This window comes from Streptomyces sp. NPDC079020, assembly GCF_044542225.1.
Lineage (GTDB): Bacteria > Actinomycetota > Actinomycetes > Streptomycetales > Streptomycetaceae > Streptomyces.
Genome location: NZ_JBITUB010000004.1, coordinates 90357 through 115546 on the forward strand (window position 1 = coordinate 90357; position 25190 = coordinate 115546).

A 25190-nucleotide genomic window follows, 5' to 3' on the forward strand; every position below is an offset into this window, starting at 1 on the left:
CGCACCGGGCACTGACACCGCCCCTTCACCGGCCCGGCTCCACTCCCTCCCGGATGCGTGAGGCGAGAACCGCGATGTCGTCCTCCGCGTCGTCCCCGAAGCGGTCCAGGACCTCGTCCAGCAGGTCCTCCAGCCGCCCGCTCACCGGCAGCGTCAGTCCGGCCAGGCGGCCCACGGACACGTCGATGTCCTCGCCCCGGCGCTCCACCAGACCGTCGGTGTACATGAACAGCACCGTGCCCGGCCCGCACGGCACCGATACGGTCCGGTACCCGCCGAAGCCGGTGCCGAGCGGCGGCCCCACCGGCACCCGGACCACCCGCGCCCCGGCCGCTCCCGCCTCGATGAACACCGGCGGCAGATGGCCCGCGCTGGCCACCTCGCAGTTCCCGCCCATCCGGTCGACGACCGCGAGCAGACACGTCGCCGCGCGGTCGAGGCCGGACCGTTCGACCATCACGTCGAGCCGCTCCAGAATGAGGTGCGGCGGAGAATCGTCATTGGCCAGCAGCCGCAGCAGCGAGCGGTACTGGCTCATGGCGACGGCCGCCTCCACACCGTGGCCCATGACATCGCCCATCGCCTTCAGATGGCGCCCGTCCCGCAGCGGTACGACATCGAACCAGTCGCCCCCCACCAGGACGCCACGCTCGGCGGGCCGGTACCGGGTGGCGACCTCGACATGGGAGTGCGGGCCGCGGGGCTCGGAGAGCAGGGAGCGCTGGAGCTCCCGGGCGACGCTGTGCTCACGGGCGTAGCGGCGGGCATGGTCGAGGTCGACGGCGGCGCGGTCCGCGAGTTCCCGCGCGACGACGAGGTCCTCGTCGCCGAAGGCGGGCGAGTCGCCCGCCCGTACCAGATTCAGGACACCCAGCGGACGGCCGCGCGCGGTGAGCGGCACGACGGCCGCCCCGCGCAGACCGAGCGCACGGTAGGCGGCACGGAAGTCGTCCACCAGCAGCGCGCCGACGAACTCACCGGTCTCGTCGCGGTTCTCGACCACCGGCCGGCCGGTCGCCAGGCAACGGGCCACGCCCGTCTCCTCCTTGTAGTCGATGTACTCCCCCAGGTGCCCGAACCGGTCCATCTGTTCGGCGAGTTCACCGGCCGCCGCCAGCCCGGCCCGCCGCAGCCGCAGCACCCCGGGGGCCGCACGCCGCACCTCGTGCCCGATGTCCGGCGGGAAGACCTCCACGGCGGCGATGTCGGCCAGCGCGGGGACGACGAAGTCGGCGAGTTCGCGGCAGGTGGTGTCCATGTCCAGCGTGGTGCCGATGCTGACGGCGGCGGTGTCCAGGAGGGCCAGCCGGCGCCGGGCGCGTTCCAGCTCCTCCTGCTGACGCATGTAGTCGGTGATCTCCACGATGACCGCGACCAGCCCCTGGACCCGGCCGCCGTTCTCCAGCCGGTGGAACGCGGAGTGCCAGTACCGCCGCTCCAGTGGCGAGGCCACCCAGGTGTGCCCGCTGAGGGTCGTCTCGCGGGGCCTGCCGTCGTCGAGCACGCTGCGCATCAGGTCCCCGTGCACGCCCAGCTCCGGCAGCAGTTCGGTGGGGGTCCGGCCGAGGTGGGAGGCGGCGGGAAGGCCGTTGATCCGTTCGAGTGCCGGATTGACGTAGAGGTAGCGCAGTCCGGGATCGAGTACGCCCACCCCGGCCGTACTGCCACCGAACAGGGCGGCGAACGGCGCGGGGTCGAGGGGCACCGGCACGTCGTCGTACGGTTCGGCCTGCAAGAGGGCCTCCTGCCGTCGTCGGCCACCGGTCTTTCATCGTCGGCCGCCGCCTCCCGTCCCGCATCCCCAGCCGCCACCGGCGCCGGCGCCGCAGCCCCGTGCCCAGCCCCATGCCCAGCCGGAGGCCCGGTCACAGCCGCGGGCCCGGTCACCGCCCTCAGTGCACGTGCGGCCCGCCGGCCGGCTGCGGCTTCCCGCGCGGTACGAGCACCAGCGCCACCAGCGCGCTCACCCCCGCCGCCACGGCGCAGACCGTGAAGGCGTCACCGAACGAGGCCGCCGCGCCCCCGTCCGTACCGGCCGCCCCGATACCGGCCGCCGCGACCGTCGAGACGACCGCCACCCCGACCGAACCGCCCATCTCGTGGAAGGTGTTCACGACCCCGGAGGCGAGTCCCGCCTCGTGGTGCCCGACCATCGCCAGCGCCGTGGTGGTGGCGGTGACGAACACCGCCCCGATCCCGAGGGAGGCCACGACGAGCCCCGGCAGCAGTGCCCCGTACACGCTGCCGCCCTGTCCGAGCCCCGTCAGCGGTACGGAACCGGCGGCGGCGGCGGTCACCATGCCGCCCACGGCCGTCGCCCGGCTGCCGATCCGCCCCACGAGCCGGGACCCCAGATGGGCGCCGATGCCCACGGCGACCGCCACCGGCAGGAAGACCAGCCCGGTCCGCATCGGGCCGAAGGCGCGCACCTGCTGGAGATACACCGAGCCCAGGAAGAAGTACGAGATCAGCAGCCCCGTGGCGATCAGCATCAGGAACGCCCCCGCCAGGACCGGCCGCCGGGTGAACATCCGCAGGTCCATCAGGGGAGCCTTCGCCACCCGCTCGACCAGCGCGAACCCCGCGTACAGCAGCACCGCCCCGAGCACCGGCAGCAGCGCGGCGGCCGAACCCCACCCCGTGTCCCCCGCCCTGACCAGGCCGTAGATCAGCGAACCCGTACCGGCGGTGACCAGCAGCGCCCCGGGCACATCGAGCCGGGCACCGGCCTGCGGCGCACTCCGCGGCACGATCAGGGGCACGGCGACGAGCAGGACCAGTCCGACCGGGACATTGACGAAGAACACCCAGCTCCACCCCGGGCCGGCGGTCAGCGCCCCGCCGAGCAGGACACCCAGCGCCGAACCGGTCCCGCCGATCGCCGCCCACACCCCCAGCGCCCTGTTCCGTTCCTCGCCGCGGAAGGTGGTGGTGACCAGGGACAGCGCGGCGGGGGACAGCAGCGCCGCCCCCACCCCCTGGGCGATCCGCCCGCCGATCAGCACGGTGGCGTTCTGGGCGAGACCGGCGGCGAGCGATGCCGCGGTGAAGACGGCCAGCCCGGCGAGCAGGGTGCGCCGGGCACCGAACGCGTCGGTGAGCCGGCCGCCGAGCAGCATCAGCCCGCCGAGGCAGAGCGTGTACGCGGTGACCACCCAGGTCAGTGTCGTGCGGCCGAGGTGCAGGTCGGCGGCCATGTCGGGCAGCGCGACGTTCACCACGGTGACATCGAGCACCAGCATGAACTGACCGGCGCAGACGAGCGCGAGCAGCACCCAGCGGCGCGGATCGGGGCGGTCGGGCGGACCGTGCCCCTCCCGGGAACCGGCAGGGGCACGGTCCGGTACGGGGGCGTGGGCGGGTACGGGTGAATCGGCTCCGTGGGGACTCATGAACTGAACTGTACAGTTCGGTACACATGAACTCAACTGTTCAGTTCACTCCGCTGCTAGCCTGACCCCATGAACGCGAAGCAGCCCCCCGGCGGCCCTCGTGCCGAGGCCAAGCGGCAGGCCATCGTGAGCGCGGCCCGCACCGCCTTCCTCCGCGAGGGGTTCGGCGTGGGCATGGACACCATCGCCGCCGAGGCGGGTGTGTCCAAGGTGACGGTCTACAACCACTTCGGCAGCAAGGAAGCCCTGTTCACCGCCGTCATCGCGGGCGCCCTGGACGAGCCGCTCGGCGGTACGTCCACGGCGGCACTCGCCGAACTGGCCGACGCCGACGACCTCCGTCCGGCCCTCGTCGACGTGGCCCGCACCTGGGTCGCCGCCGTCCGCGGCGACTCCGACGTGACCGCCCTGCGCAACCTCGTCGCCGCCGAGCTGCACCGCTTCCCCGAACTGGCCGGCGCCTGGCAGGGCCACGGCCCCACGGGGCATCACCCGGCCGTCGCCGACGCCCTGCGCGCCCTGGCGGACCGGGGCCGCCTGGACATCCCCGACCTGGAGACGGCGGTCATCCAGCTCTACGCGCTCCTGGTCTTCCCGCACCTGGTCTTCGGCTCGTACGGCACGGAGATCGACGACGCCGCGACGGACCGGCTGATCACGAGCGGCGTCGACATGTTCCTGGGCCACTACACCCGCAGGCCGTGATCCGGGAGAACCGAGGGTTCCGGGTGTCCGGGGATCGGGGGATCCGGGCGGTCTCAGCGGCGGGGTCTCGCGGCGGCCGGGCGCGCGCGGTCGGCCCGGAGCGTGTCGAGGTCGAGGGTCCCCTCGGTGGCCTCGGCGTGCAGCGGCAGCCCGAGCGCCGTCGTGACCGGGCCCGGGAGCGGCGCCAGGCCCAGCAGTCCGGTGACCAGCGCCGACGTCAGGTGGTGCCAGGCCGGGGCCCGGCGGATCATCGCGTGATCGCCGCCCCGGATGGTGATCATGCACGTACGGGCACCCGCGCGGCGGGCGCGGGCCGTGAGCGACTGGGTGGCCTGGGGGCTCGTGACGCGGTCCCGGGTGCTGTGCAGCAGCACGACATCACGGCCCGCGAGCTGGGTGACCGGGTCGCCCGGCGGGCACCACGGCGCGAGGCCGACCACGGCCCGGACCAGGGAGTGATCGGCGGCGCGGAGGGCCGCGCGGGCTCCCATGGAGTGGCCGAGGAGCACCACCGGAAGGTCACCGGCCTCCCGCCGCAGCTCGTCCAGGGCGTTCACGGCGTCATGGAGCGGGTCCTCGCGGGTGCCGTTCCAGCCCCGATGGGTGTATCTGACGTTGCGCACCAGGACCGGCCCGCGCCCCTCACCCTCGCGCCCCTCGCGGGCATCCTGTTCCTCGCGAACACCCCGGTCCTCCCGGTCCTCCCTGCCGCTGCTCCCGCCCCCGGTGGCCCGTGAGACGGCCCGGGAGAACGGCCGCATGCGCAGGGCGGGGAGATTCAGGAGTCCGGGCGGGGGCGCTTCGACGCCCGTCTCATGGCCTCCGTGCAGGATGAGTACCGCTGCCGACGGCGGTCGTTGGGCCACGCGTACCTCCAGATCCGGGCGCGGGCCGCACCGCCCGCTCACCCCATGTTCGGAGCGGGGCGGACCGCGGACGGGGCGAACGTGTCATTGAACGGGAAGTGCCGTTCACTGTACGGGGCACGACATCGCCCACGTACCTCCGACAAGGGATACGACATGGCATCAGGACCACAAACCGGCAGCCCCGCACCGGACTTCACCCTTCCGGGAGGAGTCCTGTCCGGCGAATCCTTCGCACGCGCCGACTACCGTCTCTCCACCGCCAGGGGCCGGGCCGTCGTACTGGCCTTCTACCCCGGCGACAACACCGCCGTCTGCACCAAGCAGCTCTGCTCGTACTCCTCCGGCCTGGAAACCTTCGAGGGGCTCGACGCCGACGTCTGGGGAATCAGTCCACAGGATGTGGACAGCCATGAGTCGTTCGCCCTGACCCATGGGCTGCGCATGCCGCTGCTGGCCGACGAGGGCCGGGAGACCGCCAGGGCGTACGGGGTCGCCGCACCCGGCATCGGAGTCCGCCGCGCGGTCTTCCTCATCGGGCCGGACGGAATCCTGCGCTGGAAGCACGTGGCGCTGCTCGGAGCCACCTTCCAGTCGCTCGACACCCTGGCCGCCCAGTTGTCCGGCATCAAAGCCGCGTAAAGACTGCCGGGTCCCGGCAGTGTCCCGATCCGGTCGCGTATGGGATCATCCAGCCAGTTCGACGGAAAATAATCGGGGGAAATCGAAAATCGGGGAGTGATCACGTGACCTTGTTTCTCGGTCTCGGCATTGCGGGGATCATCCTTCTCGCGCTCTCCCTGATTTTCGACGGAGTCCTCGAAGGGCTCTTCGGCGGCGTACTGGACGGCCTGTTCGACGGTCTCCTCTCGCTGCCGGTGATCGCGGGATTCCTTTCGATGCTCGGCTTCGGCGGGGCGATCGTGCTCGGCACCACCGGTGCCGGGACGGTCGTCGCCACCGGTGCCGGAGTCCTGGCCGGGCTCGTCGCCGCCTGGCTGACCTGGAAGTTCAGCCAGGCGCTGATGCAGGATCAGACCACCGCGACCCCTCGCGGCGAGGATCTCGTCGGCACCTCCGGATCCGTCGTCACGGCCATTCCGGCCGACGGCTACGGCGAGGTGCTGCTGCGGCTGGCGGGCCAGACCGTGAAGTACGCGGCGAAGAGCGCCGCACCCGTCGAACGGGGCGCCGAGATCTGGGTGGAGGCGGCGCTGTCGACCACCTCGGTCGCGGTCCGCCCGGTCGAGCGCTGACCACGCCGACCAGCACCCGGCCGCCCACCATTCGCACCTGTCTGCAATCGATCTGCCGTCCCCCTCGGGAGGCAGGGGGGACACCTCTTATGAGCCCAGTTGTGATCGCCGTCATCGGCATCGTCGTACTCCTCGTACTGCTCGCCCTCGTAGTCATCACGCGCTACAAGGTCGCCGGGCCCAGCGAGGCGTTCATCATCACCGGCCGCCGCGGCAAGAAGTCGACCGACCCGGTGACCGGTCTCACCAGCACCGACAACAGCGGCCAGAAGGTCGTCGTCGGCGGCGGCGTCTTCGTCGTGCCGTTCGTGCAGCAGAAGTTCACGCTGGACCTCTCCAGCCGCCACATCCCGATCGCCGTGCGCGGGGCCGTCACCCTGCGCGGTGTGAAGTCCAACCTCGAAGGCGTCGCGATCGTCAAGGTCGGCGGCAGCGAGGACGCGATCCGGGCCGCCGCCCAGCGCTTCCTCCAGCAGCAGGACGGCATCGTCGGCTTCACCCAGGAAGTGCTCTCGGGTGCGCTGCGCGCCATCGTCGGCCGGATGTCGGTCGAGGACATCATCCGTGACCGCGCCGCGTTCGCGGGACAGGTCGCGGAGGAGGCCGAGGCCAGCCTCTCCGGCCAGGGCCTCATCCTGGACGCCTTCCAGATCCAGGACATCACCACCGAGGGCTCCTACCTGGAGGACCTCGGCCGGCCCGAGGCCGCCCGCGCCAAGCAGGAGGCCGACATCGCCGAGGCGATCGCCCGGCGCGCCTCGGAGCAGGCCCGGCTGAAGGCGGCCGAGGAGATCGCCATCGCCGAGCGGACCTTCAACCTGAAGCAGGCCGAGATCAAGGCCGAGACGGAGGCCGCGGCCGCCAAGGCCAACGCGGCGGGCCCGCTCGCCGAGGCCGCCCGTCAGCAGGAAGTCCTCCAGGAGCAGGAGAAGGTGGCCGAGCGCCAGGCCGCCCTGACCGACCGCGAACTCGACACCAAGGTCCGCAAGCCCGCCGACGCCGCCCGTTACCAGGCGGAGCAGGAGGCCGAGGCCCGTCGTATCGCCCAGGTCAAGGAGGCCGAGGCGGACGCGGAGCGCTCACGTCTGACCGGTCAGGGCGAGAAGCTGCACCGTTCCGCCCTCGCCGACGCCGTGCGCATCGAGGGTGAGGCCGAGGCCGCCGCCATCGCGGCCAAGGGCTCCGCGGAGGCCGAGGCCATGCAGAAGAAGGCCGACGCGTTCGCGCAGTACGGCGACGCGGCCGTGCTCCAGATGCTGGTCGAGGTCCTGCCCCAGGTCGTCGCCAAGGCCTCCGAGCCGCTGAGCGCCGTCGACAAGCTGACCGTGATCTCCACGGACGGCGCGAGCCAGCTGGCCCGTACGGTGACCGACAACGTGGCCCAGGGCATGGAGCTCCTCAACTCCACCACCGGCGTCGACTTCGCCGCCCTCCTCCAGAACCTGAAGGGCCGCACGGCCGGTCAGGCCGAGGTACCCGCCCAGGGCGCGGAGACGGCCGCCGCACCGGCGCCGGCCCCGGCCGACGGCAAGATCGAGATCACCGACTGACCAGATCCCCGTCCCCAAGTACCCGTGCCCGGCGGCGACCGCTCACCGCCGGGCACGGGTGCGCCCGGGGCCGGTGGGACGCCTGCGGCCGGTGCGGCCGGGGCGGCCGGTGGGACGCCCGCGGCCGGAGCGACCGGTGCAGCTGATGCGGCCGGGGCAGCCAGGGCAGCCGGGGCAGCCGGGGCAGCCGGGGGCATCGTGAGCGGCCCGGGGGACGTCCGAAGTCCCCGGATAAGGTAATGACCGGATAAAGAGATCACCAAGTGCGCCGTCGTCCGCCGCACACCTCGGGAGGAAGTCATGGGAACCCGTCACACGTCGCTGCCCGGAGTCGGTGCTCAGTACGACTTCACCACCGATTCGGGACAGCACATCTCCGTCGTCGTCCACCACGACGGACGGCGGTTCATCGGCTTCTACGAACAGGACGATCCTGATTCATGCCAGTTGTCGGTGCCCCTGACGACGGCGGAAGCGACGGCGCTCGCCCACCTCATCGATCCCGCACCCATCGACGCCGTACGGACCGAGGGCATCGACCTCCTCACCGAACACATCCCGCTCGGTGCCCGGTCCCCCTACGGCGGGCGGCTGCTGGGCGACACGCGGGCGCGGACCCGCACCGGGGCGTCCATCGTCGCCGTGCTGCGGACGCACAGCGCGCACCCGTCACCGGGACCGGACTTCCGGCTGGCCATCGGGGACACGCTCGTCGTCGTCGGTACGCGTGAGGGCGTCGACACGCTCTCCGAGATCATTGCGGAGGGCTGACCGTGCACGACACCACTGCACTGCTGGTGGAGCTGGGCTCCGTCATTCTCGGGCTGGGGATCATCGGCCGGTTCGCCGGCCGCATCGGGCTCTCGCCGATCCCGCTCTATCTGCTCGCCGGGCTGGCGTTCGGTGAAGGCGGCCTGCTGCCGCTCGGCGCCAGTGAGGAGTTCACCGCCGTCGGCGCCGAGATCGGCGTCATTCTGCTGCTGCTCCTGCTGGGGCTCGAATACAGCGCCTCCGAACTCGTGACCAGCCTCAAGACGCAGTATCCGTCCGGGGCCGTCGACTTCGTCCTCAACGCGACACCCGGCGCCGTCGCCGCGCTGCTCCTCGGCTGGGGTCCGGTCGGGGCCGTCGCGCTCGCCGGGGTCACCTGGATCTCCTCCTCCGGCGTGATCGCCAAGGTGATGACCGACCTGGGACGGCTCGGCAACCGCGAGACCCCCGTCATCCTCGGCGTCCTCGTCATCGAGGACCTCGCGATGGCCGTCTACCTCCCGCTGCTCACCGCGATGCTGGCCGGGGCCGGCCTCGCCGGCGGCAGTGTCGCCCTGCTCATCGCCCTCGGAACGGTCGGCTTCGTCCTGTATCTGGCGCTGCGCCACGGACGCCTCATCAGCCGGGCGGTGTCCTCCGACAACCCGGAGATGCTGCTCCTCGTCGTCCTCGGCCTCACCGTCCTGGTGGCCGGTGTGGCCCAGGAGCTCCAGGTCTCGGCGGCCGTCGGGGCGTTCCTCGTCGGCATCGCGCTCTCGGGCGAGGTCGCGGAGGGCGCGCGCAAGCTGCTGACGCCGCTGCGCGACCTGTTCGCCGCGGTGTTCTTCGTGTTCTTCGGCCTCTCCACGAACCCCGCGGAGATCCCACCGGTGCTGCTTCCGGCCGCCCTGCTGGCCGTCGTCACCGTCCTGACCAAGATCTTCACCGGCTGGTACGCGGCCCGGCGCGCCGGAATCGCCTCGCGCGGGCGCTGGCGGGCGGGCGGCACGCTCGTGGCGCGCGGCGAGTTCTCGATCGTCATCGCCGGTCTGGCCGTGGCCACCGAGCCGCGGATCGGGCCGATCGCCACGGCGTACGTCCTGATCCTCGTCATCGTCGGACCGCTGACCGCCCGTTGGACCCAGCCCGTCGTGGCGAAGATCCAGGACATGCGCGGGCGCGGGGAGGGGAAGAGCGGCGGCACGGGCCGTACCGGCGCCGTGGCGGGCCCCGAGGCCACGGCCGTACCCGTGACCGACGAGGCCGCCGCCGAAACCACCGGCGAAACCGCCGCCGGATCCGCCGCGGCCGAGGTCCGGACGCCCTCGCACGACGGCCTCACCCCCGAACCGGTGGGAGACCCGCGCGACTAGGCCGCGCCCGGACCGCCCCTCCGGCTGTCCGCGAAGAACACCGTCGAACGCCTCGACCGGGCCCTCGCCGCCCGTGGCCGGGGCGTTCGGCGTTCCCCGGCGACCGGGCGGACCGGGCGGACCGGCACCCCGTGCGGGACAGGGGGTCCGGCCCTGCTAACTTCTACACGTCTGTAGAGTTCCACTCGGTTCCGGCAGTGCACAGCAATGCACGGCAAACGCACCGCAACGTATGGAGACGTCATGGCCCTGTGGGATCGGATCAAGGAATCCGCATCGTCGATGCAGACGCAGCTGGAGGCGAAGAAGAACGACCTGAAGAGCGGCGCGTTCCGTGATGCCAGCATGGCCATGTGCGCTCTGGTCGCCGCCGCCGACGGTTCCATCGACGCGTCCGAGCGGCAGCGCGTCGCGTCGCTGATCGCCTCCAACGAGGTGCTCCAGAACTTCCCCGCGGACGACCTCCAGCGCCGCTTCAACGACTACGTGAACAAGCTCACCGCCGACTTCGCCTTCGGCAAGGTCAGCGTGCTCCAGGACATCGCCAAGGCGAAGAAGAAGCCCGCGGAGGCGCGTGCCGTCATCCAGATCGGCATCGTCATCGGCGGCGCCGACGGCGACTTCGACAAGGACGAGCAGGCCGTCGTACGGGACGCGTGCTTCGCGCTCGGCCTCCCGCCCCACGAGTTCGACCTCTGAGGGCTGCCCCGTAGGGCCTCCCGACCGGGTCCCCGGACCCCGCACCACGGCCGCCCAGCACCACGGCCGGACCCCAGTACTGCCGGACGACCGCGGACCGACCGACCACCGGTCCCCGCCCGGCAGGCCGGGGGCGTGTCACCCCCCCTGCGCGCCCCCGGCCACCTTCTCCGCCCGCCCGGCACCGGACCCCACCCCCGGACCCCACCCCGTACGCGCGTCAGCATCGCGTCACCGGGGTGGGGTTTTGCGTCAAGTGCGCGTCAACGCCGTATCCGCCCCCCTCCCGCCCGGGCATAGCTTCGGCAGACGGGCCGATGACAGCAGCGGCCCCGCACACGCAGGAGGAACACCATGTCGGACCCCGACCCTCTCGAACCCGTCCCGGCCGGACCGCTCGTCGTCCCCGTCCAGCCGGGCTTCCCAGACCGTTCGCCCTCCTTCACGGCACGGTTCTTCCGTACGCCCCTGGGTGACCGCACGGCCGTCGCCTTCACCTCCGTGTCGCAGCTCGAAGTCACGCTGGGCGCCGGGCAGCCGTGGATCCTGCTCGCGGAGCCCGCCCTGCGCGCTCTCGCGGCCCCGCTGGGGGTGGGTGCGCTCACCGTCGACCCGCAGCTCTCCGCGCCCCGGACCGCGTCATGGCCGCCGTGCACCGACACTCGCGCACCCGCCATCGCCGCGGCCGCCCTCGCCCGCCACGGCTGCTGAGAGGCCCGCGCCATGACCACGACTCCTGTTGTCCGCACCCCGGCCCCGGACGTCGCCCCCGGCGTCACTCCGGACACCGCTCCGGACACCGCTCCGGACACCGCTCCGTCCGAGATCCCGGCCGGTCTCTGGCCCGTCTCCGCGCGCCTCGGCCCGGACGGGGACGTCGCCGTCGGCGGGGTCTCGCTCGCCGAGGCCGCCGACCGGTTCGGGACACCGCTGTACGTACTCGACGAGGGCGAGGTGCGCCGGCGCTGCCGTGCCTACCGCGCCGCGTTCCCCCCGGACGAGGCCGATGTCGTCTACGCCGCCAAGGCGTTCCTGTGCCGGACCGTCGTCCGCTGGGTCCGGGAGGAGGGGCTGGGGCTCGACGTCTGCTCGGCCGGTGAGCTGCTGCTCGCCGTCGGCGCGGGGTTCCCCGCCGAGCGGATTGTCCTGCACGGCAACGCGAAGAGCCCTGAGGATCTGCGGACCGCCGTACGGCTCGGCGTCGGCCGCATCGTCGTCGACAGCACCTCGGAGATCACCCGGCTGGCGGCGCTCGTGCCGCGGGGAAACCGGCAGCCCGTCATGATCCGGGTCGTCCCGGGCATCTCGGCGGGCGGGCACGCGGCCGTCCGCACCGGCACCGACGACCAGAAGTTCGGCCTGTCCCTCACCGACGGCTCCGCCCAGCACGCCGTCGACCGGGTGCTGGGCCAGCCGCGCCTCGAACTGGTCGGCCTGCACTGTCACATCGGGTCGCAGATCACCGCCGTGAAACCGTATGTCGCGGCCGTGCGCCGCATGGTGGGGCTGCTCGCCCGCGTCCGCGAGCAGCACGGCACCGCCCTGCCGCAGCTCGACATCGGCGGCGGGCACGGGATCGCGTACCGGCCGGGCGAGCGCGCCCTCGACGTCCCGGCCCTCGCCGCCCGGATCCGCGCCGAACTCGTCGACGGATGTACGAGGGCGGGCCTCCCCGTGCCGCGGCTCACCGTCGAACCGGGGCGGGCGCTGATCGGGCCCGCCGGGGTCGCCGTCTACCGCGTCCTCGCGGTCAAGCGGACCGGCACCACCACGTTCGTCGCCGTCGACGGCGGGATGAGCGACAACCCGAGGCCCGCGCTGTACGGAGTGCGGTACGCGCCGCGCCTCGTCGGCAGGTCCTCCGCCTCCCCGGACCGGGTGGTCACCGTCGTGGGGCGGCACTGCGAGGCGGGTGACGTCCTGGCGGACGGGGTGGAGCTGCCCGGTGACATCCGGCCCGGCGACCTGCTGGCGGTGCCCGCCGCCGGGGCGTACCACCTGTCGATGGCATCGGGCTACAACCTGGTCGGCAGACCGCCCGTCGTCTCCGTCGACGAGGGAACGGCGCGGCTGCTGGTGCGGCGGGAATCCCTGGACGACATGCAGCGGCGCGACGTGGGGGTGTAGCCCCGCGGCCCGCAGGGCGCGGTGGGCAGGGCGCGGCCGCCGCTCGGCGGTCCCGTCACGGTGAACGGCGGTGGACAGGGCCGCCGTTCAGCCGTGGCGCTCCCCCGCGGTGCGGCCCCGTCTCAGAGCTCCTTGGCGGGCCAGTCCAGCAGCCGGGCCCCGATCACCGCGGTCTGGAGCGCGTAGCGGTGCATCGGGTCGGAGGGGTCGGACCCGGTCAGCTGGTGGATGCGCTCCAGCCGGTACGTCAGCGCCCGCACGCTCAGTGCGAGCCGCCGGGCGGCCTCGGCCGCGACACAGCCCGAGTCGAAGTAGACGGAGAGGGTCTTCAGCAGCGGCTCCGCACCGCCCCTGGCCTCCTGGAGCGGCCCCAGTTCGCTGCGGACGAGATCGGCCATCGCCTGCCGGTCCCGGGTCAGCACCGGATAGACCATCAGATCGGCGGTGTACAGCACGGGGTCGTCGAGCCCCATCCGGCCGGCCAGATCGAGGGCTTCGAGCGCTTCGTCGTACGAGTGGACGACGCCGCCCGGCCCCCGGTGCGGGCGGCCGACCGCGACCTGACCGCCGTCCGTCGCCGCGTGGGCCTGCTTCGCGAAATACCGCAGGACGTCCGGCTGACTGCCGGGGGCGATGCAGACCAGCCGCCCGTCCTTCGTCGTCAGCAGGATCTTCCGGCCGCTGAACCGGGCCAGCAGGGCCGCCTCCACACTGCGCGGCGCGGCATCCGTCTCGGTGTACGCCTCGGGCCCCGTGGCCACCGCGACCGCGTGGGCCCGCGAGAGCCGGAGTCCGAAGCGGGTGGCCCGTTCGGCGAGACGTCCCAGATCGCTGCGCCCGTAGAGCAGGTCGTCGATGAACTCACGGCGGGCCGCCTCCTCGCGGCGCACCGTGAGCCGCTGGGCCCGCTCGAAACCCTCGGCGAAGGCGTCGATGGCCTGTTCCACCGCGGCGAGCACGGAGTCCGTGCCCGCCTCGGTGCGGCCGAGCGCGGTACGCGGCCAGTCGGTACGGGTCACCGACAGATGCAGCGTCACCAGGGCGCGCAGCTGATGCCCCGCCTCGGCGGCGCTGCGGCCCAGAGCCCGGCGGTCCTCCAGTTCCTCACGCGTGAGACGGCGGCCGGTGGCGGCGACTTCTCCCAGAACGCGGGCATAGTCCCCCAGAAGCTCCTCGGGGATCTCCTGCTCGGCCACGCCGACTCCTCCACAGTTGAAAGTTCATTGACACTCTCTTAACGCAATCGGGCCGGTGCCGGTGCCCGGCATCGGGAGCACATGAAGATTGCCGGGTTCCAGCAGTGCGACGGTCCGGCCACGGGTGACACGATCCGGTCAGCACCACGGGGGAAGCACGGGGGAAGCACGGGGGAGCAACGGGGACGACCCGGTCGGTGCGGCACTGTCCGCAGTGCCGCACCGGCGGCCTCTCCCCGTCCGGGCCACGGGGCCCGCGTCCGCCCCCTCCCCATGAGCCTCATCGGCTCCCTGTGAGCCTCATCGGCTCGCCATGAGCCCTCATCGGCCCCAGGCGCCCCATCACCCCCACCGGCACCGTCGCACAAAGATCACCGGCACTCCTCACCGATCGGGACGGAGCAAGGCATGCTGGGTTTCGTGCCCCCACTTCCCGTGCCTCCGCAGCCGCAACACCCCGCGTCCGCCGGACACATGGTCGTCTGCGGCGACGACGCGCTGGCCCGCAGGCTCGCGGTGGAGCTGCGCTATGTGTACGGGGAACGGGTCACGCTCCTCCTCCCGCCGGGCCGCGACGCGAACCGCCCGGAGCTGCCGCTGACCCAACGGGGCCGGGCGGCTGCCCTGTTCGGCCGGATGTCGTCGGCCATGAACCGCAACGGCGGCACCCACGCCACCGGGACGGGGACGGGGATGGGCACGGGCGCCAACGACAGCGACACCAACGCCGGGGTCGAGCCGGTCCGCATCATGGAGGCGCCGGAGCCCTCCGACGACGTACTCGAAGAGGCGGGCGTCGACCGGGCGGCGGCGCTCGCGCTCGTCTACGACGACGACGAGCGCAACATCCGCGCCGCCCTGACCGCCCGCCGCCTCAACCCGCGTCTGCGCCTGGTCATCCGGCTCTACAACCGCAAGCTCGGCCAGCATCTGGAAGCCCTGCTGGACCAGGCCGCGGCCGTCACCATGCCGGGCATCGACCCCACGGCCCTGGACGCCTCCACCACCGTCCTGTCCGACGCGGACACGGCCGCACCCGCGCTGGCCGCCACCGCGCTCACCGGCAGCAGCAAGGTCATCCAGGCCGAGGGCCTGCTCCTGCGCGCCGCCGAGCGCACCCCGCCGCGGCCGGGCGAGACGGCCGACCCCGGACTGTGCACGCTGGCCCTGCTGTCCTCCACCACCCACGACCCGGCGGGCGCCGAGGGCTCCGACAGCAGCGGCGACGAAGGCCCCCGGCTCCTGCCCGACCAGGCCTCGGTGGACGCGGCGACAGGCCGCGGCACGGTCGTCCTGGAAGCCATCAGCCGGGCGGACCCGGACCGGCCCGCCACCCGTATGGGAGGCCGGGGCGCGCCCCTCGCCCAGGTCTTCTCCCGGCGGCTGCGCTGGTCGGCACTGGGAGTGGCGACCGCCGTGGTCGCCCTGGCCGTGGCCTCCGTCCTGACGACGGGGGACGACGCGCTGCACGCCGCCTATCTCACCCTGCTCGACCTCTTCGCGATGGGCGACCCGGCCGAGGGCGCCCGGCCGGCCCGCCAGATCATCCAGCTGCTCTCCGGCCTCGCGGGCCTGATGCTGCTGCCGCTCCTGGTCGCCGCGGTCCTGGAGGCGTTCGGCTCGCTGCGCACCGCGTCCTCGCTGCGCCGTCCGCCGCGCGGCCTCTCCGGCCATGTGGTGCTGCTCGGCCTCGGCAAGATCGGGACGAGGGTCCTGGTCCGGCTGCGCGAACTCGACATCCCCGTGGTGGTCGTGGAGGAGGACCCCGAGGCGCGGGGCATCCCGCTGGCCCGCAGCATGCACGTCCCGACGGTCCTGGGCGACGTCACCCAGGAGGGCGTCCTGGAGGCGGCCAAGATCCGCCGGGCCCGCGCCCTGCTGGCCCTCACCAGCATCGACACCACCAACCTGGAAGCCGCGCTGTACGCCCGCTCGGTCAAGCCGGACCTCAAGGTCGCCCTGCGGCTGTACGACGACGAGTTCGCCACCGCCGTCTACCGCACCCTGCGCACCGCGCACCCGCAGGCCCTGACCCGCTCCCGTTCCGTCTCCCACCTGGCCGCCCCGTCCTTCGCGGTCGCCATGATGGGCCGCCAGATCCTCGGCGCGGTCCCGGTCGAGCGCAAGGTGATGCTCTTCGCCGCGCTGGAGGTCGCGGGCCACCCCCAGCTGGAGGGACGCACCGTGGAACAGGCCTTCCGCGCGGGTGCCTGGCGCGTCCTGGCCCTGGACGCCACCCCGCCGGCCGACCGACGGCCGGACCTGGCCGCCGTCCCGCCGTACCGGCCCGACGGCGACGACCAGCCCGCGGGCCTGATCTGGGATCTGCACCCCGGCTACGTCCTGCGCGCCGAGGACCGGGTGGTGATCGCCGCGACCCGCCGGGGGCTGGCCGAACTGCTGCGCAGACAGCGCTCGGTGTCACTGCGCCGCTGACGCAGTCCGGCCCGGCCACCGCGTCACGCCCTACCTGGACATGCCCATGGCCTCGCGCACCTCGTCCAGGGTGGCCTCGGCGATGGCGTCGGCCCGCTCGTTGCCGGCGCGGAGCACCGACCGTACGTACGGCATGTCCTGCGCGTACTCCGCCCGCCGCGCGCGCATCGGGGCCAGGAAGGTGTTGACCGCGTCGGTCACGGTCCGCTTGAGCGCCGCGCCGCCGCCGTCCCCGATCTCCTCGGCGACGTCGTGCGGGTCCCGGCCGAGACACAGCGCGGCCAGCATCAGCAGGCCCGACACCCCGGGCCGGGTCTCGGGGTCGTAGGTGATGTGCCGGTCGGCGTCGGTCATCGCCCCCTTGATGAGGCGGGCGGTCTCGTCGGCGGTGGCACCGAGCGGGACGGAGTTGCCGCGGCTCTTGCTCATCTTGGTCCCGTCCGTGCCGAGGAGCAGGGGCGCGGCGGAGAGCAGCGCGTCGGGTTCCGGGAAGACGGCCCCGTACCGCTCGTTGAAGCGCCGGGCGACGGTGCGGGTGGTTTCGAGGTGCGGCAGCTGGTCCTGGCCGACCGGCACCACATTGCCCTTGCAGAAGAGGATGTCGGCGGCCTGGTGCACCGGGTAGGTGTACATCAGCCCGCTGACCGTGGACTGCCGGGAGTTGGCGATCTCGTCCTTGACGGTGGGGTTGCGGCCCAGTTCGGCGATGGAGACGAGGCTGAGGAAGGGCAGCAGGAGCTGGTTGAGGGCCGGCACCGCGCTGTGGCTGAAGACCGTGGAACGGGCCGGGTCGATGCCGGTGGCGAGGTAGTCGAGCAGCAGCCCGTCCTTGTACTCGCCGAGCCGGTCGGCCATGTCCCGGTCGGTGAGGACCTGGTAGTCGGCGATGATCACGAAGACGTCGACCCCCAGGTCCTGGAGCCGGACCCGGTTGTGGAGGGTGCCGAAGTAGTGCCCGAGGTGCAGGGGTCCGGTGGGCCGGTCGCCCGTCATCACCCGGAAGCGGTCGGGCGTCTGCCGGAAGTGCCGCTCCAGCTCGGCGCTGCGGCGCCGGGCGGGGCCGAGGGACATGTGGTCGGTACCGGAAGGCGTGCCGGCGGTGGTGGCGGTGTCCGGGAGCGTGCTGGTCATGGGTCTCTCCTCGCTGGTGGTGTGCGTGGAGGACGGCCCGCCGGTTTCCGGTGTCTGTCCGTGTCCGTGCCGTACGCGGATGCCGTACGGGGACAGCGAAAAGGGCCGTCCATCTCGAACGGCCCTGGTTCCGTGCAGGTGCTGTGGCCGCTCCTAGGAGGAGCGCCACCAGTTTCGGCACAGTACGGAGGTCATGGGGCGAGTCTAGCGCACGCCCCGGTCCGGCCTCCAGGGTTTCGCCCGGAGCCGGCCCCGGACCGGAGGCGGAATGGAGGCGGGCCTCATGCGGGCCCGGGGCGGGCTCAGGCGGGCCCGGGGCGGGCCGGAGGCGGAATGGAAGCGGGCCTCGGGCCCGGGGCGGGCCGGAGGCGGAAAACGGGCGACGGAATAGGTCGAGGGGGCGTCCCGTTATAGGGTGTGTTCACATAGTTCAACGTTCAACCAATAGATCAGTTCCTTGATCAGTCAGTTCCACGTCTTTGGAGGCGGGCGCCATGCAGTTCGGGATCTTCACCGTCGGGGATGTCACCACCGACCCCACGACCGGCACGACACCGAGCGAGCACGAGCGGATCAAGGCGACCCTCGCCATCGCGCTCAAGGCCGAGGAGGTCGGCCTGGACGTGTTCGCGACGGGTGAGCACCACAACCCCCCGTTCGTCCCGTCCTCGCCGACGACGACGCTCGGCTACATCGCCGCCCGCACCGAGAACCTGATCCTGTCCACCTCGACGACGCTGATCACCACCAACGACCCGGTGAAGATCGCCGAGGACTACGCCACCCTCCAGCACCTCGCGGACGGCCGCGTCGACCTGATGATGGGCCGCGGCAACACCGGGCCGGTCTACCCCTGGTTCGGCAAGGACATCCGCCAGGGCATCCCGATGGCCATCGAGAACTACGCGCTGCTGCACAAGCTGTGGCGCGAGGACGTCGTCGACTGGGAGGGCAAGTTCCGTACGCCGCTCCAGTCCTTCACCGCGACCCCGCGCCCGCTGGACGGCGTCCCGCCGTTCGTCTGGCACGGCTCCATCCGCTCCCCGGAGATCGCCGAACAGGCCGCGTACTACGGCGACGGCTTCTTCCACAACAACATCTTCTGGCCCATGGAGCACACCAGGAAGATGGTCGACCTCTACCGCAAGCGCTACGCCCACTACGGCCACGGCACCGCCGAGCAGGCCATCGTCGGCCTCGGCGGCCAGGTGTTCATGCGGAAGAACTCGCAGGACGCGGTACGGGAGTTCCGCCCGTACTTCGACAACGCGCCGGTCTACGGGCACGGGCCGTCCCTGGAGGACTTCACCGAGCAGACCCCGCTGACCGTGGGCTCCCCGCAGGAGGTCATCGAGCGGACCCTGTCCTTCCGGGAGTCCGTCGGCGACTACCAGCGCCAGCTGTTCCTGATGGACCACGCGGGGCTGCCGCTGAAGACGGTCCTGGAGCAGCTCGACATCCTCGGCGAGGACGTCGTGCCCGTACTGCGCAAGGAGTTCGCCGCCCTGCGCCCGGCCGGCGTGCCGGAGGCCCCCGTCCACCCGGCGGTCACCGCCGCCCGCGCCGCGCACCTCGCGCCCACCGCCCCGAAGGAGGTCTGAGCACCGTGTTCGACACCATCGCGACCGAGCCGCTGAGGATCGTGGCCGTCTCCGCCGGGCTGAGCAAGCCCTCCTCCACCCGGATGCTGGCCGACCGGCTGGCCGGGGCGGCCGGCGAGCGGCTGCGGACGGAGCAGGACCGCGGCGTCGAGGTCCAGGTCATCGAGCTGCGCGATCTGGCCGTCGACATCGCCAACCACCTGGTCACCGGCTTCCCGCCGCAGGCCCTGAAGCAGGCGATCGAGACCGTGGCGGAGGCCGACGGGCTGATCGCGGTGACACCGGTGTTCACCGCCTCGTACAGCGGACTGTTCAAGTCGTTCTTCGACCTGATCGACAACACCGCCCTGACCGGGAAGCCCGTCGTGATCGCGGCGACGGGCGGCACGGCCCGGCACTCGCTGGTCCTGGAGCACGCGATGCGTCCGCTCTTCGCCTATCTGCGGGCCGTCACCGTACCGACGTCCGTGTACGCGGCCTCGGAGGACTGGGGCTCGTCCGGTGACGAGTACACCGAGGGCCTGCCCTCCCGCATCAGGCGGGCCGGCGGCGAGCTGGCCTCGGCGGTCATGGGGCGGACGGTCTCCGGCGCGGCCCGGACACCCGGCCCGGACGGCGGCGAGGACGAGGTCGTGCCGTTCGAGCAGCAGCTCGCCGACCTCCGGCTCGACTGAGCCCGGCCGGGCCGGCGGTGGGCCGGTCCCCCCGGACCGACCCACCGCACGACAGCTTGTCCCGTTTGACTACAGTTGGTTCGAAAGCTGATCTTTGACCTAGCTGGAGGCAGATATGGGCAGGATCGTCGTAGGTGTGGACGGCTCCGACTCGTCGATCAAGGCACTGCGCTGGGCCGTACGCCAGGCCGAGCTGACCGGTGATTCGGTGGAGGCCGTGAACAGCTGGGAGTACCCCGCGACCAGCTGGGCGTCCATGATGCCGGGCATGCCGGAGGACTTCGATCCGCAGGCGCTGGCGACCGTGTCCCTCACCGAGGCGCTGGAGGAGTCCCTCGGCGCCGAGGGGGCGGCCCGGGTCAGCAAGATCGTGGTCATCGGCAACCCGGCCCAGGCCCTGCTGGACCGGGCCAAGGGCGCGAATCTGCTGGTCGTGGGTGCCCGCGGGTACAGCGGCTTCAAGGCCACGCTGCTCGGCTCCGTCAGCCTCCACGTCACCCAGCACGCACCCTGCCCGGTGACGGTCGTACGCGACTGACCGTCGTATGTGACTGACCGTCGTACACGACCGGCGGACCGGGCTCCGGGCGGCCCCGCGTGATTCCACGCGGGGCCGCCCGCTGTCAGGGGGTGCTCCTATCGTGTAGCCATGACCCCAGCTCTCTTCGGGCGCGACCATCCCGCAGGCGTGCTCCGCTCCGAGATCGGCCGGGCGACGGACAGCCACGGCGGCCTGGTGCTCGTCACGGGCGAGGCCGGCATCGGAAAGACGGCGCTCGTCGTGGACGCCGCCCACGGGGCGCGGCGGCACGGGGCGCTCGTGGTCGGCGGTTCCTGCTGGGACTCCGACAGCACCCCGGGCTACTGGCCGTGGGTGCAGGTGCTGCGCGGTGTGCGCCGCGCGGCCACCGACGCGGAGTGGGCCGCGGCCCAGGAGGCGTCGGACGGACGGCTGGGCGTGCTGCTCGGCGAGCCGGGCAGCGGGCCGGGAACAGCTCCGGAGCCGGAGGCGGGTCCACCGGACGGCGCGGAGACGTTCGGACTGTACGACGCGGTGACCACGGCCCTCGTCACGGTCTCGCAGAGCCGCCCGCTGATAGTCGTCCTCGACGATCTGCACAGCGCCGACCCGGCATCGCTGCGGCTCCTGGAGTTCGCCGCCCAGCACGCCTGGTTCGAGCGCCTGCTGCTCGTCGGGACCTACCGGGACGTGGAGGTGGAGGCCCCGGGACACCCGCTCCAGCAGCTGATCCTTCCGCTCGTCTCCCGCGCCTCGGCCACCCTCACCCTGACCGGCCTCGGCCGCGACGAGGTGGGAGCGCTGATGGCCGTCACGACGGGCCGGGAGCCCGCGGCGCGGCTGGTCGAGGAGGTCCACCGGCGTACGGGCGGCAATCCCTTCTTCGTCGAGCAGACCGCCCGGCTCTGGCACAGCGGCAGCCCGCTCTCCACCATTCCGCCCGGTGTGCGCGAGGCGGTCGGTCAGCGGCTGAGCCTGCTGCCCGGTCCGGTGGTCGCCCTGCTGACCACCGCGGCCGTCCTCGGCCGGGAGTTCCGTCGCCAGGTCCTCGCCGCGGTGCACGGCGCACCCGTCCCGCAGGTGGAAGCCCTGCTGGAACGCGCGGTCTCGGCCCGCGTCGTCGTCGCCCGCCCGTCCGGGCACTACTCCTTCGCCCACGACCTGCTGCGCGAGACGCTGTACGCCTCGCTGGACGCGACGGCGGTCCGCGCGCGCCACGCGGAGGTCGTACGGAACCTGGACGCCCACAGCGGGCTCGCCGGGTCCGTCTTCCCCGGTGACCTCGCCCGGCACGCCCATCTGGCGGGCGGGGCCCTGGACCGCGAACGCCGTGTCGGCCTGCTCCTGGACGCCGCCCGAGACGCCTCGGGACGGCTGGCCGGCGAGGAGGCCGTCGGCCACTACCGGCGGGCCCTGGCCGCGGCGGAGGGGGAAGCGGCGGAGGCGGGGACGGGGACGGCGGCCGGGGGGACGCCGGAGCGGGAGGCGCCGGAGCAGGAGATGCCGGACCACCGCCGGATCGCGCTGATCTGCCTGGACCTCGCCTGGCAGCTGCGAATCGGCGGTGAGCAGGCGGAGGGGCAGCGCTGTCTGGACCGGGTCGTCGCACTCGCCCAGGAGATGGACGAGCCGGAGCTGCTGGCCCGGGTCGCGATGACCCTGCACCGCCAAGGCGCCCTGGGCTCCCGGGACGCGTCCACGCCGGCCCTGCTGCGCGAGGCGCACCGCAAGCTCACCGGCAAGGACGGCCAGGAGAACCTCTCCGCCGACCGGCTCGCCCAGGAACTGGCCATCAACATCGTGTCGCTCGCCCGGCGCGGCTCGGACGACGAGGCGCTCGCCTTCTCCCTCTGGGCGCTCCACGACTCCCTCTGGGGGCTCGGCTCCTCGGCGGAACGCCTGGCGCTGACCGACGAGATGACCGCCGTGGCCCGGCGCACCCACCACCGCGAGATGGAGCTGCACGCCACGTCGATGCGGTGGGTGACCCTGCTGGAGCTCGGCGACCCGCGGTTCGTGGACCAGTTCCGCACCTACGTCACGCTCGCCGAGCGGTCCGGCATGCCCCGCTTCGATCTGGGCATCGCCGTCGACACCGGCCTGATCGCCTCCCTGCAGGGGCGGTTCGCCGAGGCCGACGAGGCCCTCGCGGACAAGGCGCTGGGCGAGGGCGACGCCGAGGCGTCACCGTTCGGCTTCACGGCGGACCATCTGCACTGGGCCCACCAGTTGCTCCAGGGGCGGTACGAGAAGGCCGAGGCTGTTCTCGCCGGCCTGCCGGGCACCGGATATCCCTACTCCCGCCTGCTGGAGGCGATCACGGCGGTGGAGCAGGGCGACGCGGCGCCCGCGCTGCGCCATATCGCCGAGAGGTCCGGCCGGGCCACCCCCTACTCGCGGCCCCTCACCCCGCTGTGGCTCCGGCTGCTGGCGCAGACGGCCGCGCTGACGGGTGACCGGCAGCTGATCTCCCGGGCCGAGGACGCGCTCGCGCCGTACACCGGGCAGTGGGTCGTCTCGCTGTACGGGTGCGACATCAGCGGTCCCGTCGACCTCTGGCTCGGCCTGCTCGCCGCCGCCCGCGAGGACCGGGACACGGCGGTGGCGCGGCTCACCGACGCCGCCGCCTCCTCGGACCGCCTGGGCGCCCGCCCCTGGTCCGTACGCGCCCGGCTGCATCTGGCGGAGTCCCTGCTCGCCCGGGGCGGGAGCGGAGCCGGTGCCGCCCCGGGCGCGGCGGTGGGTGCCCCTTCGGAGGACGCCGTGCGGGCGGGCCGGCTGCTGACCGAAGTCGGCAGGGAAGCGGCCGAGTTGGGCCTGACCCACCTGGCGTCCGGGGCCGCGTCCCCGCAGGCCCGCTCCACCCCGCGGACACCGCCCGGGGGCATCGCCGTACCGGCCGCCGCGGAGTTCCGGCGGAACGGGCCCGTGTGGTCGCTCCGTTGGGCCGGGGTGAGCGTCCATGTGCCCGACGCCAAGGGGCTCCGCGACCTGCACATCCTGCTACGGGTGCCCGGCACCGACGTCCCCGCCGTACGTCTGCTCGCCCCTGAGGGCGGCGAGCTCGTGGCCGCCGCCCGCCGGCTCGGGGGCGACCCCGTGCTCGACGAGGAGGCCAGGCGCCGCTACAAGGAACGCCTGGACCGGCTCGACGCGGAGATAGACCGTGCCGCGGCGCGGGACGACGTACGGAGGGCCGGGGAGTACGACCGGGAGCGGCGGGCGCTGCTGGACGAGCTGCGCCGCGCGGCCGGGCTCGGCGGCAGGACCCGCCGTCTGGGCGACGAGTCCGAACGGGCCCGCAAGACCGTCACCGCCCGCATCCGGGACACCCTGCGCAAGCTCGACGCGCTGCACCCCGGACTGGCCGCGCATCTGCGGGAGTCCGTGACCACGGGCACCACCTGCGCCTACCGCCCCGGTGACCTCCCCGACTGGCGCCTGTGACGCGGGCGGCGCGTCGACTGGAGCCTGTGACGCGGGCGGCCCGTTCGCGCGCCCGCCTCACAGCGCCACGACATCGGCGACGACACACGCCACGTTGTCGGGACCGCCCGCGTCCGCGGCCAGGGCCGCCAGATCGCGTACGGCCGCGTCGGGACCGTCCGCCGCGATGACCGCCCGGCGCAGGTCCTCCTCGTCCACCACCGCCGACAGCCCGTCCGAACACAGGAGGTAGCGGTCACCGGGGCGGGCCTCGTGGAGCCCGACATCGGGCCGGCGCCGTGCCGTGTCCGCCCCGCCCGCCAGCGCCTTGAGCAGGAGTGCGCGCTGCGGGTGGGAGCGCGCCTCCTCCGCGGTCAGCGCACCGTCGTCGATCATCGACTGGACCAGGCTGTGGTCGTGCGTGATCCGGAACAGCTCGCCGTCCCGCAGCAGATGGGCCCGCGAGTCCCCGATGTGCACCAGCCCCAGCCGGGAGCCGGTCCACACCATCGCGGTGAGCGTGGTCCCCGACTCCTGAGGCGCGGGGCGCCCCGCCACGGCGTCCCGGACCGCCCGGGACGCGCGGTACGCCGCGTCCTCCAGCGCGTTGAGCAGATCCGCGGCGCCGGCCACCGCGTGGGCGGCGGGTTTCAGCGCGTCGAGGGCCGCCGCACTCGCCTCGGCGCCGCTCTCGCCGAAGCCGTCGGCGACGGCCAGCAATCGGGCCCCCGCGTGGGCCGCGTCCTGGTTTGACTCCCGCACCGCCCCCGTCTCGCAGAGCGCGGCGTACCGGATGCCGAGCGTTCCCAGCCCGGCCCCGGCCCCGCCCCGCTCCGTTGTTCCGGCTCCGGCCCCGCCGCCGGGGCCGTAGTGCGCATGTGCGTCGTTACTGCCCCGTGCATCGTCCGGCGTCTTCGGCATCGCGACATCCTCCGCTGACAGATGGTCGATGAGGAACGTCGCCAGATCGCGACGGGCCGCCGTCTCGGCCTCCACCCGCGCCCAGTAGGCCCGGATCTCCGCAGCGGCGGCGCCCGGTCCGAGCGCCACCACCGCGGTGATCCGGGTGAGCGGCATGCCGACCCTGCGCAGCCACGCCACCAGCCGGGCCGTCTCCACCTGCGCCCGGTCGTAGTACCGGTAGCCGTTCTCCGGATCGACCAGGGCGGGGCGGAGCAGGCCCAGCTCGTCGTAGCGTCGCAGCGCCCTGGCGGAGAGCCGGGACAGCCGGGCGAACTCCCCGATCGTCACCAGCCCGCCCGCCGCACGGCCTTCGCGTTCCACCACGTACCTCCTCGTACCGGACGTCTTCCCGCCCGGCCCCACCGATGCTGGGGCTTCCCCCGCGGGGAAGGTCAAGGATGGGCCGCCGGAACGCGACGCCGGGGTCCGGGGCGGGCTCCGTGAGGTCCGGGGGGCGGGCTCCGTGAGATCCCGGGCGGGGTCCGTGAGGTCCGGGGCGGGCTCCGTGAGATCCCGGGCGGGCTC

Annotated in this window: 20 protein-coding genes; 14 read left to right on the plus strand and 6 right to left on the minus strand. The window is 73.1% G+C overall.

Features of this window, described 5'->3' with window-relative positions; all coding sequences use genetic code 11:
- Nucleotides 1–25: 25 nt before the first annotated feature.
- Both ACIGJO_RS09970 and ACIGJO_RS09975 read right to left on the minus strand, forming a co-directional pair.
- On the minus strand, nt 26–1735 hold the full coding sequence (locus tag ACIGJO_RS09970; RefSeq protein WP_399954804.1) for a SpoIIE family protein phosphatase: 1710 nt from the start codon (nt 1733–1735) through the stop codon (nt 26–28).
- 157 nt (nt 1736–1892) lie between these two features.
- Nucleotides 1893–3392: an MFS transporter gene (locus ACIGJO_RS09975; RefSeq protein ID WP_399954807.1), complete on the minus strand. Its 1500-nt coding sequence runs from the start codon at nt 3390–3392 to the stop codon at nt 1893–1895.
- Nucleotides 3393–3461: 69 nt separating this feature from the next.
- Between ACIGJO_RS09975 and ACIGJO_RS09980 the strand changes: the two genes are divergently transcribed.
- Nucleotides 3462–4097, plus strand: coding sequence for a TetR/AcrR family transcriptional regulator (locus tag ACIGJO_RS09980; RefSeq protein WP_399954810.1), 636 nt, complete (start codon nt 3462–3464; stop codon nt 4095–4097).
- Nucleotides 4098–4150: 53 nt separating this feature from the next.
- Here ACIGJO_RS09980 and ACIGJO_RS09985 read toward each other — a convergent pair whose 3' ends face one another.
- Nucleotides 4151–4963 carry an alpha/beta hydrolase gene (locus tag ACIGJO_RS09985; RefSeq protein WP_399954813.1) on the minus strand — a complete coding sequence of 271 codons (813 nt, stop codon included), beginning with the start codon at nt 4961–4963 and terminating at the stop codon, nt 4151–4153.
- Between the two features lie 156 nt (nt 4964–5119).
- Here ACIGJO_RS09985 and ACIGJO_RS09990 point away from each other — a divergent pair, with 156 nt between their 5' ends.
- From ACIGJO_RS09990 to lysA, 8 genes are all read left to right on the plus strand, one after another.
- Entirely contained in the window at nt 5120–5605 is a 486-nt protein-coding gene (locus ACIGJO_RS09990; RefSeq protein ID WP_399954816.1) for a peroxiredoxin, read from the plus strand.
- A gap of 104 nt (nt 5606–5709) precedes the next feature.
- Entirely contained in the window at nt 5710–6219 is a 510-nt protein-coding gene (locus ACIGJO_RS09995) for a hypothetical protein (RefSeq protein ID WP_399954819.1), read from the plus strand.
- An 89-nt stretch (nt 6220–6308) separates the two neighbouring features.
- Nucleotides 6309–7769, plus strand: coding sequence for a flotillin family protein (locus ACIGJO_RS10000; RefSeq protein WP_399954822.1), 1461 nt, complete (start codon nt 6309–6311; stop codon nt 7767–7769).
- Nucleotides 7770–8069: 300 nt separating this feature from the next.
- Nucleotides 8070–8540 carry a cation:proton antiporter regulatory subunit gene (locus ACIGJO_RS10005; protein WP_399954825.1) on the plus strand — a complete coding sequence of 157 codons (471 nt, stop codon included), beginning with the start codon at nt 8070–8072 and terminating at the stop codon, nt 8538–8540.
- A 2-nt stretch (nt 8541–8542) separates the two neighbouring features.
- On the plus strand, nt 8543–9892 hold the full coding sequence (locus ACIGJO_RS10010) for a cation:proton antiporter (protein ID WP_399954828.1): 1350 nt from the start codon (nt 8543–8545) through the stop codon (nt 9890–9892).
- A gap of 243 nt (nt 9893–10135) precedes the next feature.
- Nucleotides 10136–10591, plus strand: coding sequence for a tellurite resistance TerB family protein (locus ACIGJO_RS10015; RefSeq protein ID WP_399954831.1), 456 nt, complete (start codon nt 10136–10138; stop codon nt 10589–10591).
- A gap of 354 nt (nt 10592–10945) precedes the next feature.
- Entirely contained in the window at nt 10946–11302 is a 357-nt protein-coding gene (locus ACIGJO_RS10020) for an SAV_915 family protein (protein WP_399954833.1), read from the plus strand.
- Between the two features lie 12 nt (nt 11303–11314).
- Entirely contained in the window at nt 11315–12718 is a 1404-nt protein-coding gene (lysA, locus tag ACIGJO_RS10025; RefSeq protein WP_399954835.1) for a diaminopimelate decarboxylase, read from the plus strand.
- Nucleotides 12719–12840: 122 nt separating this feature from the next.
- On the opposite strand, the gene ACIGJO_RS10030 is transcribed toward lysA, so the two are convergent.
- The gene (locus tag ACIGJO_RS10030) at nt 12841–13914 is read right to left on the minus strand and encodes a PucR family transcriptional regulator (protein WP_399954837.1); all 1074 of its coding nucleotides are present in this window, start codon (nt 13912–13914) and stop codon (nt 12841–12843) included.
- Between the two features lie 408 nt (nt 13915–14322).
- Between ACIGJO_RS10030 and ACIGJO_RS10035 the strand changes: the two genes are divergently transcribed.
- Complete coding sequence (locus ACIGJO_RS10035; RefSeq protein ID WP_399954840.1) at nt 14323–16350, plus strand: NAD-binding protein; 2028 nt, start codon at nt 14323–14325, stop codon at nt 16348–16350.
- A 30-nt stretch (nt 16351–16380) separates the two neighbouring features.
- Here the strand turns inward: ACIGJO_RS10035 and trpS are convergent, their stop codons facing one another.
- Nucleotides 16381–17421, minus strand: coding sequence for a tryptophan--tRNA ligase (trpS, locus tag ACIGJO_RS10040; protein ID WP_399955658.1), 1041 nt, complete (start codon nt 17419–17421; stop codon nt 16381–16383).
- A 554-nt stretch (nt 17422–17975) separates the two neighbouring features.
- Here trpS and ACIGJO_RS10045 point away from each other — a divergent pair.
- The 4 genes from ACIGJO_RS10045 to ACIGJO_RS10060 all read left to right on the plus strand — a co-directional run bounded on the left by ACIGJO_RS10045 (nt 17976) and on the right by ACIGJO_RS10060 (nt 23723).
- Nucleotides 17976–19082 (plus strand): LLM class flavin-dependent oxidoreductase, encoded by a 1107-nt coding sequence (locus ACIGJO_RS10045; RefSeq protein WP_399954843.1) that lies wholly within the window; start codon nt 17976–17978, stop codon nt 19080–19082.
- Nucleotides 19083–19087: 5 nt separating this feature from the next.
- Nucleotides 19088–19756 carry an FMN reductase gene (locus tag ACIGJO_RS10050; RefSeq protein ID WP_399954846.1) on the plus strand — a complete coding sequence of 223 codons (669 nt, stop codon included), beginning with the start codon at nt 19088–19090 and terminating at the stop codon, nt 19754–19756.
- Between the two features lie 115 nt (nt 19757–19871).
- A complete protein-coding gene (locus ACIGJO_RS10055; RefSeq protein WP_399954849.1) occupies nt 19872–20294 on the plus strand; it encodes a universal stress protein in 423 nt (140 codons plus the stop codon).
- A 111-nt stretch (nt 20295–20405) separates the two neighbouring features.
- Nucleotides 20406–23723, plus strand: coding sequence for an ATP-binding protein (locus ACIGJO_RS10060; RefSeq protein WP_399954852.1), 3318 nt, complete (start codon nt 20406–20408; stop codon nt 23721–23723).
- 57 nt (nt 23724–23780) lie between these two features.
- On the opposite strand, the gene ACIGJO_RS10065 is transcribed toward ACIGJO_RS10060, so the two are convergent.
- Complete coding sequence (locus ACIGJO_RS10065) at nt 23781–24986, minus strand: MerR family transcriptional regulator (protein WP_399954855.1); 1206 nt, start codon at nt 24984–24986, stop codon at nt 23781–23783.
- Nucleotides 24987–25190 lie beyond the last annotated feature (204 nt).